Genomic DNA, 17,770 nt, shown 5'->3' with positions numbered 1-17,770 from the left:
CGATCCCGATCGGATGCCCGGCCGCTCGATCCGTTGACTACCGGCACGGGCTGATTCACGCAACGAAGCGTGCTTGGCATCTTCTCCTCGAAGCGCCCCATTCCTTCGCTCCACCAATGCGCAGAATTATTCACTGCAAGGTGCGTTGTCATGCAAAATTCTTCCGTTGTCAGTGGACCGGCCACTTTCGGGCAGCTCTCGCTCTGGCGTTCCATCGCGAACATCCCGCCCACCGCCTGCAACCTCCCCCAGATCTGGGCCCTCCCCCCGGGCACCGGCCCGGACGCGGTCGAACGGGCCCTGGAGCGCCTAGAGGCGCGCCACGAGTCGCTGCGCACGCGGTACGCGGAGACGGCGGACGGCGGTCTCGTCCAGCTGGTCGGGCCGGCCGCGCCCGCCGGTCTCGACCTGGTCGAGGGGGTGCCCGCGGAGGTGTCCGCGGAGCTGGCGGCGGTCCCGTTCGACCCGGCGGCGGACCGGCCCTGGCGGGCCGCGCTGGTCACCGAGCGGGGGGTGCCGGCCGCGCTGGCGATCTGCTTCCACCACATCGCGGTGGACGCCTGGGCGATCAACCAGCTGCACGAGGAGTTCGGCGTCCTGGTGGCGGGCGGGGAGCTGCCCGGCGCGGCCCCCAGCTGCCGCGAACTGGCCGCCGAGCAGTGGTCCGAGGCCCGCGGCAACCGCCGCCGGGCGGCGCTGCGGCACTGGCGGCAGGTGCTCGCCGACGCCCCGCCGATGGCCCGGGACGCGGCCCCGGAGGCGGTCACCAGCCGGTGGGCCAGGCACGGTTCGGTGCCGGCCGGCGAGGCGGTGCGCACGCTCGCCGAGCGCCTGGGCGTCTCGGCGCCCTCGGTGCTGCTGGCGGCCTTCTGCGCGGCGCTGGCGCGGCACACCGGCGAGGAGCGGGTGCTGGTCGCGGTCTACGCGAACAACCGCAGCGACCCGCGCTGGGAGGGCCTGGTGGCCGCCCAGAACCAGATCATCCCGCTGCTGGTGCAGACCGCCCGGGACGAGGAGTTCGGCGCGTTCGCCACCCGCGTCCACTGGGAGCTGATCCGCTCGTACAAGCACGCCGCCTACAACGTCGACGACGCGCTGCTGGCGGGTGCGGAGCACAGCTACACGGGCACCGTCAACGGCTCCTTCGCCGGGTCGGTCAGCGGGTTCTTCCGCTACTTCTTCAACTACCTCGGCGAGTACCAGCGGGACCAGACACCGGTGAACTCCGCGATGGAGACCGGCACCGGCGGGCGCAACATCGGGGCGCCGCTCTACCTCCAGGTGCAGGACGGCGACGCCCTCACCAGCACCCTGCGGGAGAATTCCTCCTCGGCGGACTTCAAGGCGGTGACGGAGATCCTGCTCGCGCTGGAGGACGTCCTGGTCTCGGCCGCCGCGAAACCGGCCGAATCGGCCGAACCGACTGAACCGGCCGAACCGACTGAATCGACCGAATCGGCCGGATAGCACGCCCGCTCCACCGCGCCCGATTTCCACCGAATTCCCGCTCCATCGCGCCTCCTTTCCGGCGCGCTCTCCGGCACCCGAATTCCAGGAACCCCGCCTTCGGTCGTCCCGCTCTCCGGCACCCCCTTTTCCGGCGCCGCCGCCTTTTCCCTGCCCCAGCTCCGCCGTTCCCCCGGGAGGGGAAGTGTCAGAACACGTCGTCGTCCTCCACCGCTGGAGTGACAGTTACGCGGACTACGGTTCCTACCTGGACCACCGCACCCACCGGGTCAGCTACGTGACGACCCGCCGGGCCGCGCCCGCGCTGCCCGAGGGGGCGGCCGCGGTGCGGATCGTCGACAGCACCGAGGACGGCAAGGCGGTGCGGGAGGCCGTGGCCGCGCTGGTCGAGGAGTTCGGCACGCCCGCCCGGGTGGTGGCGCTGCACGAGGTCGACCTGGACATGGCGGCCGAGCTGCGCGAGGAGCTGGGCGTCCCGGGCGAGCGCTCGGAGGGGCTCGCGCCGTTCCGGGACAAGCTGGTGATGGCCCGTCGGCTGGCCGCCGCCGGGGTGCCCGTCCCGGCGACCGAGCCCGCGCCGGACCACGCCGCGGTGCGCGCCTTCGCCGCCGTGCACGGCTGGCCGGTACTGGTGAAGCCGGTGCGCGGGACGGCGAGCGCGGGCGTCACCCGGCTCGACGACGAGGCCGAACTGGCCACCTACGCCTTCCCGCCGGACGTGCCGGTGCTGGTCCAGCCGTACCTGCCGCACGAGGTGCTGCACGTGGACGGCGTGGCCACCGGGACGGGGCTGGGAGCCTGGCGGGCCTCCGGCTACCTGAACACCTGCCTGGGCTTCACCGAGGGCGCGGCGCTCGGCTCGGTGGAGCTGGACGACCCCGAACTGCTGGCCGCGATCGGCGAGTTCACCGACCGGGTGACGCGCGCCCTGTCGGACAGCGCCTGGGTGTTCCACCTGGAGCTGTTCCGGTCCGGGCCGCCGGACGCCCCCGAACTGCAGGTGCTGGAGGTCGGCGCCCGCCCGGGCGGGGCGGAGATCCCGTTCCTGTGGCGGGAGGTGCACGGGGTCGACCTGATGGCGGCCGCCTTCGCCGTCCAGCTGGACGCGCCGCTGCCGGAGGCGGCCCGCACCGGCGGCGACCCGGCGGCCGGGGAGCGCGGCGGCTGGCTGCTGGTGCCCACCCCGGCCGCCCGCCCCTGCCGGGTCACCGCCGCCGGGAGCCGGGCCGGGACGGCGGCTCGGACGGCGGCCGGCCCGTACGCCGCACGCGTGCCCGTGGTCGGCCGGTTGCTCGCCGACCTGCCCGGCTACGAGCACTCCGGCGCGCGGTTCCGCTTCCGCGGCGCGAGCAGCGCCGAGGTGCGGGCCGCGGTGGAGCACACCGTCGCCGACTTCGACTTCCGGTGCGCGCCGGTCGACCCGTCCGCGCCCGACCTGGTGGTGCTGGTCGGCAGCGGCGGCCGGGCCTACCGCGAGTACGCCTTCGAGGCCGCCGCGGCCCGCGCCGAGCTGGCCCTGGTCACCGCCACCGACGCCGACTGGCAGCGGCGCTACCTGACCGGCCACCGGCAGGTGGACGCCGCCACCCCCGAGGAGCTGGTCCGGGCGATCGGCGCGGCCGCCGCCGGGCGGACCGGCCGGGTCGGCGTGTTCACCTGGGACGAGGTGCTGCTGGAGGCCACCGCCGAGGCCGCCCACCGCCTGGGCCTGCCGCACATGTCGCCCGAGGCGGCCCGCAACTGCCGCGACAAGCTCGCCACCCGCCGGCTGCTGGCCGAGCAGGGCGTCGCCGGGGTCGGCCACGCCCACGTGCACGGCCCGCAGGAGGCGCTGGCCGCGGCCGGGGCGATCGGCTACCCCGTCGTGGTCAAGCCGCGCTCGCTGGCCGGCAGCGTCGGCGTGGTGGTCGCCCCGGACGCCGACCGGCTGCGGGCGCTCTACCACCACGCCTCCGACGCCGCCTACCCCGGCCTGGACGCGCTGGACGGCCTGGTCCTGGAGGAGTACCTCGACGGCCCCGAGGTCAGCGTGGACTCGGTGGTCCGGGACGGCGGGGTCCGCCCGGTGAACGTGGTGCGCAAGCGCCTCGGCTACGACCCGTTCTTCGAGGAGGTCGGCCACCTCGCCGCGCCCTGGCGGCACGAGCCGTGGGCCGAGGAGCTGGTCGAGCTGGTCACCGCCGCCCACCGGGCGCTGGGCGTCACCACCGGCGTCACCCACGCCGAGGTGCGGCTCACCGCGGCCGGCCCCCGGCTGGTCGAGCTGAACGGCCGCCTCGGCGGCGACTTCATCCCGCTGCTGGGCCGGCTCGCCAACGGCGTCGACCTGACCGCCGCCGCCCTGGACCTCGCCCTCGGCGCGGAACCCGACCTCACCCAGCCGTACGACCGCTGCGCCGAGGTGCGCTTCCTCTACCCCGCGCACGACGGCACCGTCCGCGCGCTGGACACCGCCGCCGCCGCGGCCATGCCCGGCGTCGAGCGGATCGTGCCGCTGGCCGGGCCCGGGACGCGGCTGCTGCTGCCGCCGCGCGGCATCGTGCCGCGGCTGGCCGCCGTGATCGCCACCGGGGAGACCCCGAGGAGTGCCGGGAGGTCCTGGACCGCGCCGCGGCCCTGGTCCGCGCCGAGGTCGAGCCGCTGTCCGCCACCCCGAACGACCAGGAGGAGGGCCGGTGACCGGCGTCCTGCGCAGGCTGCTGAGCACCTACACGCTGCCCAGCCGGGGCGGCCGGATCATCGCCTCCGGCGTGGTCGTGTACGCCAGCAGCAGCGGCCTCTACCTGGCCGGCGGCACCGTCTACTTCCTCAAGGGCGCCGGCCTGAGCGCCGCCCAGATCGGCACCGGGCTGACCATCGCCGGACTGGTGGGCTTCCTGACCACCGTGCCGGTCAGCCTGCTGGCCAACCGCTGGGGGCCGCTGCGGCTGCTGCGCGTCCTCCAGGTGTGGCGGGCGACCTGGTTCGCGGCGCTGGCCTTCACCCACGACGTGTACACCTTCACCCTGTTCGCCTCGCTGTTCGCGATCTCGCAGGGCCCGGTCTTCCCGATGGTGCAGCTGCTGGTGAACGGCGTCGCCGGAGAGGCCGACCGGACCCGCACCCTGGGCGTGATCAGCTCCGTCATCAACGTCGGCATGTCGGCGGGCGCGCTGGCCGCCGCGCCGTTCCTGGCCGTCGGCGGCACCGGGATGCTGCGCGCCGTCCTGCTGATCGGCGCCGTGCTGTGCCTGTCCGCGGCGGGCGTGTTCGGCCTGCTCCGGACCGAACCCGCCGCCGCCACCGTCGAGAAGGCGCTCGCCGAGAAGGCCCCGGCCCGCTGGCACGCCGGGCTGCTCGTGGTCGGCCGGGACCGCCGCTACCTGGGCCTGACGGCCGCCAACGGGGTGATGTTCCTGCACACCGTGCTGCTGGGCATCGGCCTGCCGCTGTGGATCGTGCAGTCCACCAACGCCCCGGTCGGCATGCTGAGCGCGCTGTTCGCGGTCAACACCGGCCTGGCGATCGTCCTGCAGGTGCCGTTCGCCAAGAACGTCAAGAGCACTCGGGACGGCACCCGCGCGCTGCGCAACGCCGGGCTGGCGCTGGCCGCCTTCAGTCTGCTGCTGATCGCCACCATGCACACCGACCGCTGGCTGACCATCGGCCTGCTGGTGGCCGCGACCGCCGTCCTCACCTGCGGCGAGCTGCTCCAGGGCGCCGGCGGCTGGGAGCTGTCGTACCGGCACGCGCCCGAGGAGCGGCGCACCGAGTACCTGTCGGTGTTCAACCTGGGCACCTCGGCCGCGGGCATCGTCGGCCCCGCCCTGCTCGGCCTGCTGCTCGCCCGGGAGACCGCCGGGCTGCTCGTCCTCGCCGTGCTGTTCCTGGGCACCGCCGCCGCGGTGAGCGTGCTCGGCGGCCGGCTCGCCCGGGCCGAACTCCCGCCGCAGGACGCGACTGCGGCCGAGCCCGCGGCCGGGCCCGCGGACGGCCCCGCGGACGAACCGGCGTCCGAGCCCGCCGCCCAGCACTGAGCCACTCCCCCGCCCCTGCCGCCCGCCGGGCGCAGACCCCTGACCGACCTGAGAGGAACCGCCATGGAGGACCAGCTCCTCGAACTGCTCGCCGGCGTCGTCGACGAGTTGAACGAACGCCGCGAGGAGAAGATCCCGACCGACGACCTGCGGGAGGTCTGCCTGTACGGCGACGCCGGGGTCTTCGACTCGATGCACCTGGTGAACTTCCTGGTGCTGGTCGAGGAGGCGCTGGAGGACGAGTTCGACGTCGAGATCTCGCTCACCTCGGCGAAGGCCGTCTCCCGCCGGGTCAGCCCGTTCAGCAGCGGCCGCCGCCTGATCGCCTTCATCGAGGAGGAGCTGGCGCTGGCCCGCGGCGAGGGCGAGCTGGCCGGGCAGGGGGCCTAGGGCGGACGGCCCCGCGGCCGACAGCGCAGACATGATCATCCTGATCACGGGCACCCGCACCGGCATCGGCAAGGCCCTCGCCCGGCACTTCCTCGACCTCGGCCACCGGGTCGTCGGGTGCAGCCGCCGGCCGTCGACCATCGAGCACCCGGAGTACACCCACCACGAGGCGGACCTCACCGACCCCCGGCAGGTCAAGGCGCTGTTCCGCTCGCTGCGGGCCAGCCACGGCTCGCTCGACGCGGTGGTCAACAACGCGGGGGTGGCGACCATGAACCACTTCATGCTCACCCCCGACGAGACCGCCCGGCACCTGTTCGACGTCAACTTCTTCGCCGTCCTCAGCTGCTCCCGGGAGGCCGTCAAACTCCTCCGCCGGAGCACCGAGCCGTCCCCCGCGATCCTCAACGTCTCCACGGTCGCCGTGCCGTGGGCGCTGGAGGGCCAACTGCTCTACTCCGCCAGCAAGGCGGCCGTCGAGCAGCTCACCCGGGTGATGAGCAAGGAGCTGGCCGAGTTCGGCATCCGGGTCAACGGACTCGGGCTGCCGCCGGTGCGCACCGCCCTGACCCGGACGGTGCCGGCCGAGAAGATCGACGCCCTGGTCCAGCGCCAGGCCATCAAGCGGATGTGCGACACCGACGACGTCGTCGGACCCGTCGAGTTCCTCCTCTCACCGCAGTCCCGGTTCGTCACCGGCGAGACACTATTCCTTGGCGGAGTGCACTGACGTGACGTACGAAACAGCCGAACCCCACGACCCGCACGACCTCCCGGCCGGCCCCGACGGTCCCGGCCGGTCCGAACTCCTCGACCGGCTGGACGAGTTGGGCGACCGCACCGCCGTCGTGCACGGCGACGAGCGGTACGGCTACGCCGAACTCGCCGACGAGGTGCGGCTGCGGCTCAAGGAGCTGGACGCCGCCGGGGTGCGGCCGCACCAGGCCGTGATCCTGAACGGCGACTTCTCGTTCCGCTCGATCGCCGCGCTGCTCGCGCTGCACCTGCACCGCGCCGTCGCCGTCCCGGTGGTCACCCTGACCGAGGCGACCCTGGCCACCGTCACCGAGTCCTGCTCCCCGCGCCACCTGCTGCGGGTCGGCGCGGACGGCGTCACGGTCGAGCCGGTGGCCGGCGTGCCCGACGCCCCGGCCGCGGGCTACGCCGGCCTGGTGGAGCGCGGCGCGTCCGGCCTGGTGCTGCTCAGCAGCGGCAGCACCGGGGCGCCGAAGGCGATCCTGCACGACCTGGACGCGCTGGTGCTGGAGAAGCTCGGCAAGCGGCCCCGGACGGCCGGCCGGCCCGCCCCGATCCTGATGTTCCTGCTGTTCGACCACATCGGCGGCATCAACTCGCTGCTCGGCGTGCTGCGCCTGGGCGGCACCGCGATCCTGCCCCGGCAGCGCACGCCGGAGGAGATCTGCGCGCTGATCCAGGAGCACCGCATCCGGCTGCTGCCGACCAGCCCGACCTTCCTCAACCTGATCCTGATCGCCGGCTTCCACGAGAAGTACGACCTGAGCAGCCTGCGGATGATCAGCTACGGCACCGAGCCGATGCCGGAGGAGCTGCTGGCCCGGGTCGGCGCGGCCTTCCCGGCGGCCCGGCTGCTGCAGACCTTCGGCACCAGCGAGACCGGCATCTCCACCACCACCAGCGAGTCCTCCCGCAGCACCTTCTTCCGGATCGAGGACCCGGGCGTCGAGCACCGGATCGTCGACGGGGAGCTCCAACTGCGCAGCAGCACGCAGTTCCTGGGCTACCTCAACTACCCGAGCGACTCGCTCACCGAGGACGGCTGGTTCCGCACCGGCGACCTGGTGGAGGAGAACGCGGACGGCTACCTGAAGATCAAGGGCCGCGCCAAGGAGGTGATCAACGTCGGCGGCGAGAAGGTCCTCCCGCTGGAGCTGGAGTCGCTGCTGCTGGCCAGCCCGATGGTCGCCGACTGCACGGTGTACGGCCGCCCCAACGCGATCACCGGCCAGTCGGTCTGCGTGGACGTCACGCCGGTGGGCACGCCCACCCGGGCCGAACTGCGCAAGCACGTGGTCGCGTTCCTCACCGGCAGGGTCGACCCGTTCAAGATCCCGACCAAGGTCAACCTGGTCGAGGCCGTCACCGTCTCCGAGCGGTTCAAGAAGAAGCGGATCCTGCCGTGAGCGGCCTGCTGGCGATCGGTGCCGGGAAGTTCGCCGTCGAGCTGGCCCGGTACGCGCGGGACGCGGGCCTCGGGCCGGTCGAGCGGTACCTCGACCTGGCGGGCGAGGAGGCGCACGCCCCCGCCGGGCTGCGCGTCCCGTTCGACGGGTACCGGCCGGAGCCCGGCACCCGGGTGTTGCTGGCCACCGCCGATCCGGTGCGGCGGCGCGAGCTGATCGACTGCTTCGTGGACGCGCACGCCCTGGTCGCCGAGAACCTCGTGCACCCGACCTCGGTGGTCGACCCGGCGGCGCTGACCGGGCCCGGCACGGTGGTGGGCCCGTTCTGCCACGTCGGCGCGGGCGCCGTGGTCGGCGCGCACACGGTCGTCCACAACCACGCCAGCATCGGCAACCACTCGACCATCGGCGCCAATAACTTCCTCGCGCCCAACTTCCACTGCGGCAACAGCGTCACCGTCGGCGACGACAACTTCTTCGGCCTGAGCTGCACGGTCGCCCCCGGGGTGGCCGTCGGCAGCGCGAGCCGGTTCCAGGCCGGCCTGGTGCTGTTCGAGGACGCGCCGAGCCGGCACACCTACCTCGCGGCGAACCGCGTCAAGGCGCTCCCGCTGCCCTGAGCGGCCACCGCCCCGGGCCAGGAACCCCGACCGAACCACCCCACAGAAAGGCACCACCCCACCATGAACCGAGCGAAGGTCGCCGTCATCGGAGCAGGCCCCGGCGGCTGTGTGGCGGCCCTGAGCCTCCAGAAGCTGGGCCACGAGGTCGAGGTGTTCGAGAAGGGCCGGTTCCCGCGCTACCGGGTCGGCGAGTCCTTCCTGCCGGGCACCCTGTCGATCCTCAACCGGCTCGGCCTCCAGGAGAAGCTCGACGAGCGGGACTTCGTCAAGAAGCCCTCCGCGACCTTCCTGTGGGGCCAGGACCAGGCCCCCTGGACCTTCTCCTTCGCCACCGCCCGCACCGCCCCGTGGATCTTCGACCACGCCATCCAGGTCAAGCGCGAGGAGTTCGACCAGCTGCTGCTGGACGAGGTCCGCGAGCGCGGCGTCGCCGTCCACGAGGGCACCGCCGTCGCCAAGGTGGACGTCTCCGCCGCCGACCGGGTCACCCTGACGATCCGCGAGGGCGAGGGCACCCGCACCGCGGAGTACGACTTCGTGGTCGACGCGGGCGGCGCGGGCAGCCCGCTGGCCCGCCAGCTCGGCGTGCGCCGCTACGACGAGTTCTACAAGAACTTCGCGGTCTGGAACTACTTCCAGCGCAAGGACCCGTTCGAGGGCGGGCTCAAGGGCACCACCTACTCGATCACCTTCGAGGACGGCTGGGTCTGGGTCATCCCGCTCAAGGGCGACGTGCTGAGCGTCGGCGTCGTGGTCGACCGGTCCAAGGCCGCCGAGGTCAAGGAGCTCGGCCCGGACGCGTTCTACCGCAAGACGCTGGCCAAGGCCACCCGCGCGGTCGCGCTGCTCGGCGACGCCGAGCCGATCGACGAGACCCGGATCGTCCACGACTGGTCGTACGACTCCGAGCACGTCTCGGCCGGCCGCTACTTCCTGGTCGGCGACGCCGCCTGCTTCACCGACCCGCTGTTCTCCCAGGGCGTGCACCTGGCCACCCAGTCCGCGGTCAGCGCCGCCTCCGCGATCGACCGGATCACCGGCGACCCGGAGGAGGCCGAGGCCGTCCACGCCTGGTACAACCGCAGCTACCGCGAGACCTACGAGCAGTACCACGAGTTCCTGGCCTCGTTCTACACCTTCGCCTCCTACACCGAGCCGGAGTCCGAGTTCTGGCGCAAGCGCCGGATCACCGAGTCCGACGACGAGCGGCTCAGCCGCAAGAAGTGGTTCGAGCGCCTGGTCGAGGGCGGCGCCGCCAACCCCACCGGGTCGGTGGCCGACTTCCGCGACCGCGCCGCCACGATGATCGCCATCGGCCGGCACCAGCGCACCGAGCTCAGCTCGGAGTTCTCCGACGAGGAGCTGAACCCGGCCCGGGTGCAGTGGATCGGCGCGCTCACCAAGCAGCTCAACCGGATCACCCGGCTCGCCTGGACCGGCGAGGAGGTGCTGCTCAAGCCCTACTACAAGGTCGAGCCGCACTCCTTCCGGCTGGAGCAGAAGCAGGTCCTCGCCAACGAGGACGGCCTCGACATGATCAAGTTCCCGGTGGAGGAGGTGCACCGGGAGATCTTCCAGCTGGTGACCAAGGAGACCGTCGGCTACAAGAGCCTGATCAAGCAGCTCAACGACACCGGCAAGCAGGAGATCAGCTCGCAGATCGTGATCCGGCTGATGGAGGCCGGCCTGCTGACCGGCTACGACAAGAACGACGAGCGGGTCGTCGTCCAGGACCGCCTGCGCTTCGACGGCGTCGGCGTCGAGTACGAGGTCTGACCATGAACCCTCCCACCCACGTCTTCGTCGCCGGGATCGGCAACTCCGGCCCCGACCACTGGCAGTCGCTCTGGCGCGACCGGACCGACGGCGCCGTCTGGGTCGAGCACACCTCCTGGGACGAGCCCGAACGGGACACCTGGGTCGCGGAACTCGACGCCGCCCTGCGCGCCGTCCCGGGCCCCAAGGTCCTGGTCGCGCACAGCCTCGGCTGCACGCTGGTCGCCGAGTGGGCCGCCGAGCACCGGGACGAGGAGATCACCGCCGCGCTCCTGGTCGCCGTCCCCGACGTCGACGGCCCCGCGTTCCCCACCCAGGCCACCGGCTTCGACTCCGCCCGGCACGGCCGGCTGCCGTTCCGCTCGCTCGTGGTCAGCAGCCAGGACGACCCGTACGGCTCCCCGGAGCACGCCACCGCCGACGCCGCGCTCTTCGGCGCCGAGCTGGTCGACGTCGGCCACAAGGGCCACATCAACGCCGAGTCGGGCCTCGGCGACTGGCCCGAGGGCCGGGCCCTGCTCGACAAGCTGCTCGGCGGCTGACCCACCGCCCGCCGCACCCGCGAGAACGGCGGCCCCCGGCCCACCGCCGGGGGCCGCCGCAGCATGCCCCGCCCCGCGTTCCCCGCGTTCCCCATGCCCCGTTCCCCGCGTTCCCCCTCCCCACGCCCCGTGCTCCACGCCCCGCTCCCCACGCCCACGGCAGGTTGGAGAACCCCGTGTCCGCCGCCCAGTCGATCTCCGTCACCGCGCTCAGCGGTCTCTCGCTCGCCCTCGCCGTCGGCGTGGGCGTCACCCTGCTCTGCCGCAGCTTCGGCCAGCCCGCCGTGGTCGGCGAGATGGCCGCGGGCATCTGCCTCGGCCCCAGCCTGCTCGGCCTGTTCCCCGGGAACCTGCCCGCCCACCTCTTCCCGCCCGAGGTCCGCCCCTACCTGAGCGTGGTCGCCCAGGTCGGCCTGCTGCTCTTCATGTTCGGCATCGGCTGGGAGTTCGACACCCGCTTCGTCCGGAGCCGGCTCGCCTCCGCCGGGACGATCTGGGCGACCTCGCTGGCCGTCCCCCTGGTGCTCGGCTTCCTGCTGGCCCGCACCCTGGAGCACCCGGCCCTCAGCACCGGCGGCCGCCCCGTCTCCGACACCGGGTTCGCGCTCTACTTCGGCCTCGCGATGTCCATCACCGCCCTGCCCGTGCTGGCCCGCATCGTCGAGGACCAGGGCCTGCGCGGCACCCGCCTCGGCAACCTCTCGCTCGGCCTGGCCGCCGCCGACGACCTGCTCGCCTGGTGCATGCTCGCCGTCGTCGTCGCCCTCACCAACACCGGCGGCATCGGCGGCTTCCTCGGCGTGATGGGCTGGTCCGCGCTCTACCTCGCCGTCCTGTTCGGCCTGGTCCGCCCGCTGCTGGCCGCCGCCGCGACCCGGATGCGCTCCCGGCACCTCCCGTACGCCGCGCCGCTGATCGCCGCCGGCGTCTTCCTCTCCGCCTACACCACCGCGCACATCGGCATCGACGCGATCTTCGGCGCGTTCATGTTCGGCACCGCGATGCCCCGCCCCGAGCAGAGCCTGCTCCAGCGCGCCGTGCACGCCCCGTTCGAGTCGGTCAGCCGCCTGCTGATGCCGGTCTTCTTCGTGGTCACCGGCCTCTCCGTCGACCTCACCACCCTCTCCCTCGGCGGCTTCGCCCAGGCCGGCCTGATCATGCTGGTGGCCTGCGTCGGCAAGCTCGGCGCCGTCACGCTGTCCGCCCGGGCCACCGGCACGGGCTGGCGCGACGCCACCGTGATCGGCGCGCTGATGAACACCCGGGGCGTGACCGAACTCGTCCTGCTCAGCATCGGCCTGAACCTCGGGCTGCTCACCGTCCCGCTCTACTCCTCGATGGTGCTGATGGCCCTGGTCACCACCGCCCTCGCCGCCCCGGTCATCAAGGCCGTCACCCGGAAGTCCACCCCGCCCGCCGAGGCCGAACCCGAACTCCTGGAGGCCGCGGCAAGCTGAGCCCGGGAACAGCAGCGCCGGAACCCGCAGGACGACGGCCCGCACCACCCGGTGCGGGCCGTCGCGCGCGTACGGGCCGGCGGCGGCGGGAGGACGGCTAGGCCAGCCCGGCGCGTTCCAGGGCCTCGACGCCGGTGCGCAGGGCGGCGATGCGCTCGTCCAGGGTCCAGCCGGCCGGGGCGAGGGTGAGCGTGGTGACGCCGGCGGCGGCGTAGGACTGCATGCGGTCGGCGATGCGGGCGGTGTCGCCGAGGAGGGCGGTGGCGTCGATGAAGTCGTGCGGGACGGCGGCCGCGGCGGCGGCCTTGTCGCGGGCCAGGTAGTGGGTCTGGACCTCGTCGGCGGCCTGCTCGAAGCCCATCCGGCGGGCGAGTTGGCTGTAGAAGTTCTTCTCCTTGCTGCCCATGCCGCCGAGGTAGAGGGCGGTGTAGTCGCGCAGCGTGTCGGCGGCGGCGCGGACGTCGTCGCCGACGGCGATGTTGACGGTGGGGCAGAGGTCGAAGCCGTCCAGGGTGCGACCGGCCTTGGCGCGGCCGGCGGCGAGGGCGTCGACGGAGAGGGCGGCGTGCTCGGGGGAGAAGAACAGGCCGAGCCAGCCGTCGGCGATCTCGCCGGTGAGTTCGAGGTTCTTCGGGCCCATCGAGGCGATGTAGAGCGGGATGTGCTCGCGGACCGGATGGACGGTGAGCTTGAGCGGCTTGCCCGGGCCGCCGGGCAGCGGGAGCGTCCAGTGGGCGCCGTCGTGCACCAGGCGCTCGCGGGACATCGCCTTGCGGATGATCTCCACGTACTCGCGGGTGCGGGCCAGCGGCTTGTCGAACCTGACGCCGTACCAGCCCTCGGAGACCTGCGGGCCGGAGACGCCGAGGCCGAGCCGGAACCGGCCGCCGGAGAGGGTGTCCAGGGTGGCGGCGGTCATCGCGGTCATCGCCGGGGTGCGGGCCGGGATCTGGAAGATCGCCGAGCCGACGTCGATCCGCTCGGTCTTCGCGGCGACGTAGGACAGCACGGTCGCGGCGTCCGAGCCGTACGCCTCGGCGGCCCAGCAGACGGAGTAGCCGAGGCGGTCGGCCTCCTGGGCGACCGCGATGTTGTCGGCGTCCAGGCCGAGTCCCCAGTAGCCGAGGTTGATCCCGAGTCGCATGTGCCCAAGCCTTCCAGTCGGGTGGTGCGGTGAGCGTAGCCGTCCTGCCGAAGGCCATGCTACTGACCGGTAGTGGCGGTGCGGGCCACACCGGCGGGCGGACGGCGGCGCGGCGCGCGGACACGTCGTCCGTGCGGGTCGTCCCGGGCCCCGGGGGGTTTCGCCGCTACCCTCACAGCACGTGGGGGGCACCGCCCCCGACCTGCGCCGACACCGTCGGCACAGCAGGCATGACGGAGGGCGCGATGGAACAGCGACAGCTCGGCCGGACCGGCCTGCGGGTCTCCCGGCTCGGCCTGGGCACCCTCACCTGGGGCCGGGACACCGACGAGCACGAGGCCGCCGAGCAGTTGAAGGCGTTCGTGGACGCGGGCGGCACCCTGGTCGACACCGCCGACGTGTACGCGGACGGCGGCGCCGAGTACCTGCTGTCCCGGCTGACCGACGGGCTGGTCCCGCGCTCCGAGCTGGTGATCGCCACCAAGGCGGGCGCGCTGCCCGGCACCCGCCGCCACGACACCTCCCGCGGCCACCTGCTGAACGCCCTGGACGGCTCGCTGCGCCGCCTGAACACCGACCACGTCGACCTGTGGCAGGTGCACGCGCACGACCCGGTCACCCCCACCGAGGAGACCCTGCACGCGCTCGACCTGGCGGTCTCCTCCGGCCGGGCCCGGTACGTCGGGGTCTGCCAGTACAGCGGCTGGCAGCTCGCCAAGTCCGCGGCCCGCCAGCACGCGCTGCCCGGCTCCACCCCGCTGGCCTCGGTCCAGTTGGAGTACTCGCTGCTCCAGCGCGGCATCGAACGCGAGGCGCTGCCCGCCGCGCAGGACGCCGGGGTCGGCCTGCTGGCCTGCTCGCCGCTCGGCCGGGGCGTGCTGACCGGCAAGTACCGGCACGGCGTGCCCCCCGAGTCGCGCGGCGCCTCCCCGCACCCCACCGGCTCGGTCCAGCCCTACCTGGGCGAGACCTCCCGGCGGATCGTGGACGCGCTGGCCACCGCCGCCGACGGGCTCGCCTCCACCCCGCTCAAGGTGGCGCTCGCCTGGGTCCGCGACCGCCCGGGCGTGTCGGCCACCCTGCTGGGCGCCCGCACCGCCGCCCAGCTGCAGTCCTCGCTGTCGGTCGAGGCCCTTACGCTTCCGGGTGAGATCCGCGCTGCGCTGGACGACGTGTCCGCCCCGGTGCACCGCTACCCGGACCAGGGCTGGACGGAGCTGTAGCCGCCCCGCCCGTCGAAGGAGCCTTCCCGCGATGACCACCCCCGAGGAGAGCCCGGCCGAGCGCCGGGCGGACAGCCAGGCGGAGAGCCCGGCCGAGCCGACGGGCACCCCGGAGCCCCCGGCGGGCCCTGGCGCCCCGGACGACGGCGCCGCGCGGCCGGCCGGCGCGCCGCTCACCGGCGAGCAGCGCGCCGCCGCGGTGGCCGCGCTGGCCAAGGCGATCGGCGCGATCAACGCGAACGACATCGTCGCCCCGCCCCGTCCGCGTGACACCGACCTGTCGGCCGCTGACGGGACCGCTACGGGCGGGACCGCCACGGACGAGACCGTTACGCACGAGTCCACCGGCGACGCGGCGTCCGCTGACGGTTCCTCTGCTGGCGAGCCGTCCGCTGACGCGCCCACCGCTGACGAGACGCCCGAGCAGCCGTCCGACGTCCCCGCCGACGTACCTGGTGGAGCGGCTGCCGGCAAGCCCGCTGACATCCCGTCCGAGCGTCCGGTCCGCCGTCCGAGCGCTCCCGCCGCCCGGTCCGACGTCCCGCTCGACGACGCGCAGCGCAAGGCCGCGCTGGCCGCCGTCGGCGAGGTGCTGGCGGTCGGCGGCGCGCCCGCCGAGCTGGCCCCGGCGGCACTGGCCGAGTTCGGCGAGGGCGCGGCCGAGCAGCTCCGCGAAGATCCGTGGGCGGTGCTCTCGCTGCCCGGCGTGCGGCCCGAGCACGCCGACGGCTTCGCCAAGACGCTGCTCGGCCCCGGGGCCCGGCCGGACGACCCGCGCCGCTCCCGGGCGCTGGTGGCCTGGCTGTTGGAGCAGGCCGCGCTGCACGGGCACTCGGCGCAGGAGATCGGCGAGGTCGCCGAGGGCCTGCGCGCCCGGCACGTCCCGGACCCGGAGGGCGCGTTGCAGGCGGCGCTGGAGGACGGGCGGGTGATGCCGTTCCAGGAGGAGCTGCCGCTGCCGCCCGGCAGCCACGACGAGGACGAGGAGTCGCCCGTCCGCACCGTGCTCGCCCTGGAGCGCCTGGCGCTGGCGGAGGAGAGCCTGGGCGAGGGCCTGGTCCGGCTGCTGTCCACCTTCGCGCCCGGCGAGGACGGGGAAGAGCCCGAGGACGCACCCGAGGACGGACCCGAGGACGCGGGCGGCGCCGAGGGCGGCGTCCCCGCGCAGCCCGGTCCGGCCGCCTGGGAGGCCGCCGCGGCGGCGGCCCCGCGGTCCGCGCAGGAGCTGGTCCGGGCCGTGGCCGGTTCCGGGCTGGTGCTGCACACCGGCGGGGAGGCGGCCCGGGCCGAGCCGGTCGCGCTGCTGCACGCCGCCGCCGGGCTGGGCCTGCGGGTCCGGGCGGTGGCCTGGACCGGCCAGGGGCGGGACGCGCTGGCGGCGCTGCTGCCCGCGGGCTCCCCCGCAGCCGGGCGGATCGGCACCCTGAACGACCTGCTGTACGGCGCGGACGTACCGCGCGCGGTGGACGGCACCCTCGCGCTGGACGTGCTGGTGGTGCTGGACGCCCCGCTGCTGGACGTGGAGACCGCGGCGACGCTGCTGGAGGCGCTGCCGGACGGCGCCCGGCTGGTGCTGTCGGGAGACCCGGGCGGCCTGTGGTCGGCCGGTCCGGGCCGGTTCTTCGCCGACCTGCTGGCCGCCCGGGCGTGCCCGGTGGTGGCGTCCCGCACGCCGGACTTCGGTCCGATCGGCGAGCTGGTGTCCGGGGTCGGCGTCGGCGAGCTGCAGCCGGTGGACGCCCCGGACAAGGAGGTGGTGATCCTCACCGCGCAGGACGGCGGGGAGGCCGTGCACCGGGCCGTCCAACTGCTCACCGACTCGATCCCGCGGGCGCTGTCCGTCCCGTCCGAGCAGACCGTGCTGCTGACCCAGGGGCACGGCGGCCCGGCCGGCACCCGGGCGCTGAACGCGGCCGCCAAGGCCCGGCTGAACCCCGGCCCCGGCCGGTTCGGCGGCTTCGACCCGGGCGACCGGGTGGTGCACTCCCCGCGCTGGGCGTCAACCTGCCCGGGCGGGTGCTGGACGGCGACGCGAGCGGCCTGCACGTGGAGCTGGCCGACGGCGGCCGGATCACGCTGACCCCGGCGCAGGCCGGGAAGCTGCGGCACGGCTGGGCGGTGACGGCCCATCAGGCGGTCGGGCGGCGCTGGCCCGCGGTGGTCGTGGTGCTGCCGCCGGAGACGTCCGGGCAGCTGACCAGGCAGTGGGTGTACTCGGCGTTCGGCCGCGCGGAGCGGCACCTGTCGGTGGTGCACGCGGCCGGCCCGGCGCTCGCCCAGGCCGTCGCCGAGCGGCCCGCGCAGGACCGCACCACGCGGCTGCGGACGGTCCTCACCGACCAGTGAGACCACGGGTGGGGCGGTGGGGGGCACCGTGCTCCCCCACCGCCCCACCCGTGGAACGACGTACACGCTGCTGCCGGGCCGGCCGTTCGACCGGCTCCGGTGGGAGGAGCAGGGCTTCGGCGTAGTCGACTGCTGTCAGGTTGGTGACGGTCTGTCAGGTGGTCGGGGTGGAAACAGGGTGGCGCGGACTCCCAGGATCATGGAGTCCTCTACGTCCCGTGACCTGCAGGGAAGACCGTGCTTGCCGATGTGTCGGGGCCGATCCCGCCTGCCTTCGACCAGCTCCGACTACAGCCCGGTGTCGGTCCGATGGAGGTGCCTGGTCTGCTGGAGCGGCTTGCCCGGGTCCCGGACCCGCGCGATCCGCGCGGCGTACGACATGCACTGGCCGTCGTCCTGGCCCTGACTGCGTGCGCGGTCCCGGCTGGCGCGACGTCCCTGCTGGCGGTGGGCGAATGGATCGCGGATGCGCCGCCATCGCAGCCGACCTGCGCCGCAACGCCCGCGAACCGCAACGGGTACTCGCCCTGCTCGGCCTCGCCTGATCTCGAAGTCGCCGCGGGCAGGGCCGGCGATGCCACGCCGGGCGGATCGACCAGGCCAGGGCGACTCGCATTGCTTGAT

At 74.1% G+C, this 17,770-nt stretch carries 11 protein-coding genes and 2 pseudogenes; 12 read left to right on the top strand and 1 reads right to left on the bottom strand.

Annotation, left to right across the window (positions count from 1 at the left end; all coding sequences use genetic code 11):
- Positions 1-150: 150 nt before the first annotated feature.
- From QMQ26_RS31200 to QMQ26_RS31155, 10 genes and pseudogenes are all read left to right on the top strand, one after another.
- Positions 151-1,467 carry a condensation domain-containing protein gene (locus QMQ26_RS31200; RefSeq protein ID WP_282203566.1) on the top strand — a complete coding sequence of 439 codons (1,317 nt, stop codon included), beginning with the start codon at positions 151-153 and terminating at the stop codon, positions 1,465-1,467.
- 442 nt (positions 1,468-1,909) lie between these two features.
- Positions 1,910-3,694 (top strand): annotated as a pseudogene (locus tag QMQ26_RS37605) (ATP-grasp domain-containing protein); the annotation flags it as partial.
- Between the two features lie 448 nt (positions 3,695-4,142).
- Entirely contained in the window at positions 4,143-5,483 is a 1,341-nt protein-coding gene (locus tag QMQ26_RS31190; RefSeq protein WP_282203565.1) for an MFS transporter, read from the top strand.
- 63 nt (positions 5,484-5,546) lie between these two features.
- On the top strand, positions 5,547-5,873 hold the full coding sequence (locus QMQ26_RS31185; RefSeq protein WP_100839329.1) for a hypothetical protein: 327 nt from the start codon (positions 5,547-5,549) through the stop codon (positions 5,871-5,873).
- A gap of 31 nt (positions 5,874-5,904) precedes the next feature.
- Positions 5,905-6,603: an SDR family NAD(P)-dependent oxidoreductase gene (locus QMQ26_RS31180; RefSeq protein WP_100839330.1), complete on the top strand. Its 699-nt coding sequence runs from the start codon at positions 5,905-5,907 to the stop codon at positions 6,601-6,603.
- 1 nt (position 6,604) lies between these two features.
- Positions 6,605-8,035 (top strand): long-chain fatty acid--CoA ligase, encoded by a 1,431-nt coding sequence (locus QMQ26_RS31175; protein ID WP_282203564.1) that lies wholly within the window; start codon positions 6,605-6,607, stop codon positions 8,033-8,035.
- Entirely contained in the window at positions 8,032-8,655 is a 624-nt protein-coding gene (locus QMQ26_RS31170) for a DapH/DapD/GlmU-related protein (RefSeq protein ID WP_100839331.1), read from the top strand. The genes QMQ26_RS31175 and QMQ26_RS31170 overlap by 4 nt, the downstream gene beginning before the upstream one ends.
- A gap of 63 nt (positions 8,656-8,718) precedes the next feature.
- Positions 8,719-10,434, top strand: coding sequence for a chloramphenicol-biosynthetic FADH2-dependent halogenase CmlS (cmlS, locus tag QMQ26_RS31165; RefSeq protein WP_100839332.1), 1,716 nt, complete (start codon positions 8,719-8,721; stop codon positions 10,432-10,434).
- Between the two features lie 2 nt (positions 10,435-10,436).
- Positions 10,437-10,976: an RBBP9/YdeN family alpha/beta hydrolase gene (locus tag QMQ26_RS31160; RefSeq protein ID WP_282203563.1), complete on the top strand. Its 540-nt coding sequence runs from the start codon at positions 10,437-10,439 to the stop codon at positions 10,974-10,976.
- Positions 10,977-11,152: 176 nt separating this feature from the next.
- Positions 11,153-12,433, top strand: coding sequence for a cation:proton antiporter (locus tag QMQ26_RS31155; protein WP_282203562.1), 1,281 nt, complete (start codon positions 11,153-11,155; stop codon positions 12,431-12,433).
- A 97-nt stretch (positions 12,434-12,530) separates the two neighbouring features.
- Here QMQ26_RS31155 and QMQ26_RS31150 read toward each other — a convergent pair whose 3' ends face one another.
- A complete protein-coding gene (locus QMQ26_RS31150; RefSeq protein ID WP_282203561.1) occupies positions 12,531-13,577 on the bottom strand; it encodes an LLM class F420-dependent oxidoreductase in 1,047 nt (348 codons plus the stop codon).
- A 245-nt stretch (positions 13,578-13,822) separates the two neighbouring features.
- Between QMQ26_RS31150 and QMQ26_RS31145 the strand changes: the two genes are divergently transcribed.
- Complete coding sequence (locus tag QMQ26_RS31145; RefSeq protein ID WP_282203560.1) at positions 13,823-14,800, top strand: aldo/keto reductase; 978 nt, start codon at positions 13,823-13,825, stop codon at positions 14,798-14,800.
- 31 nt (positions 14,801-14,831) lie between these two features.
- A pseudogene (locus QMQ26_RS31140) lies at positions 14,832-17,146 on the top strand (helix-hairpin-helix domain-containing protein).
- The last annotated feature ends 624 nt before the right edge of the window (positions 17,147-17,770 follow it).

Source organism: Kitasatospora fiedleri, assembly GCF_948472415.1.
Classification (GTDB): Bacteria; Actinomycetota; Actinomycetes; order Streptomycetales; family Streptomycetaceae; genus Kitasatospora; species Kitasatospora fiedleri.
The sequence above is the reverse complement of the archived record's forward strand: the minus strand, read 5'-3'. Positions and strand labels throughout refer to the sequence as shown.

Coding starts and splice junctions, on each gene's coding strand:
- QMQ26_RS31160 (WP_282203563.1), top strand. CDS start 10,437: ATGAACCCTCCCACCCACGTCTTCGTCGCCGGGATCGGCAACTCCGGC.
- QMQ26_RS31200 (WP_282203566.1), top strand. CDS start 151: ATGCAAAATTCTTCCGTTGTCAGTGGACCGGCCACTTTCGGGCAGCTC.
- QMQ26_RS31185 (WP_100839329.1), top strand. CDS start 5,547: ATGGAGGACCAGCTCCTCGAACTGCTCGCCGGCGTCGTCGACGAGTTG.
- QMQ26_RS31150 (WP_282203561.1), bottom strand. CDS start 13,577: ATGCGACTCGGGATCAACCTCGGCTACTGGGGACTCGGCCTGGACGCC.
- cmlS (WP_100839332.1), top strand. CDS start 8,719: ATGAACCGAGCGAAGGTCGCCGTCATCGGAGCAGGCCCCGGCGGCTGT.
- QMQ26_RS31180 (WP_100839330.1), top strand. CDS start 5,905: ATGATCATCCTGATCACGGGCACCCGCACCGGCATCGGCAAGGCCCTC.
- QMQ26_RS31145 (WP_282203560.1), top strand. CDS start 13,823: ATGGAACAGCGACAGCTCGGCCGGACCGGCCTGCGGGTCTCCCGGCTC.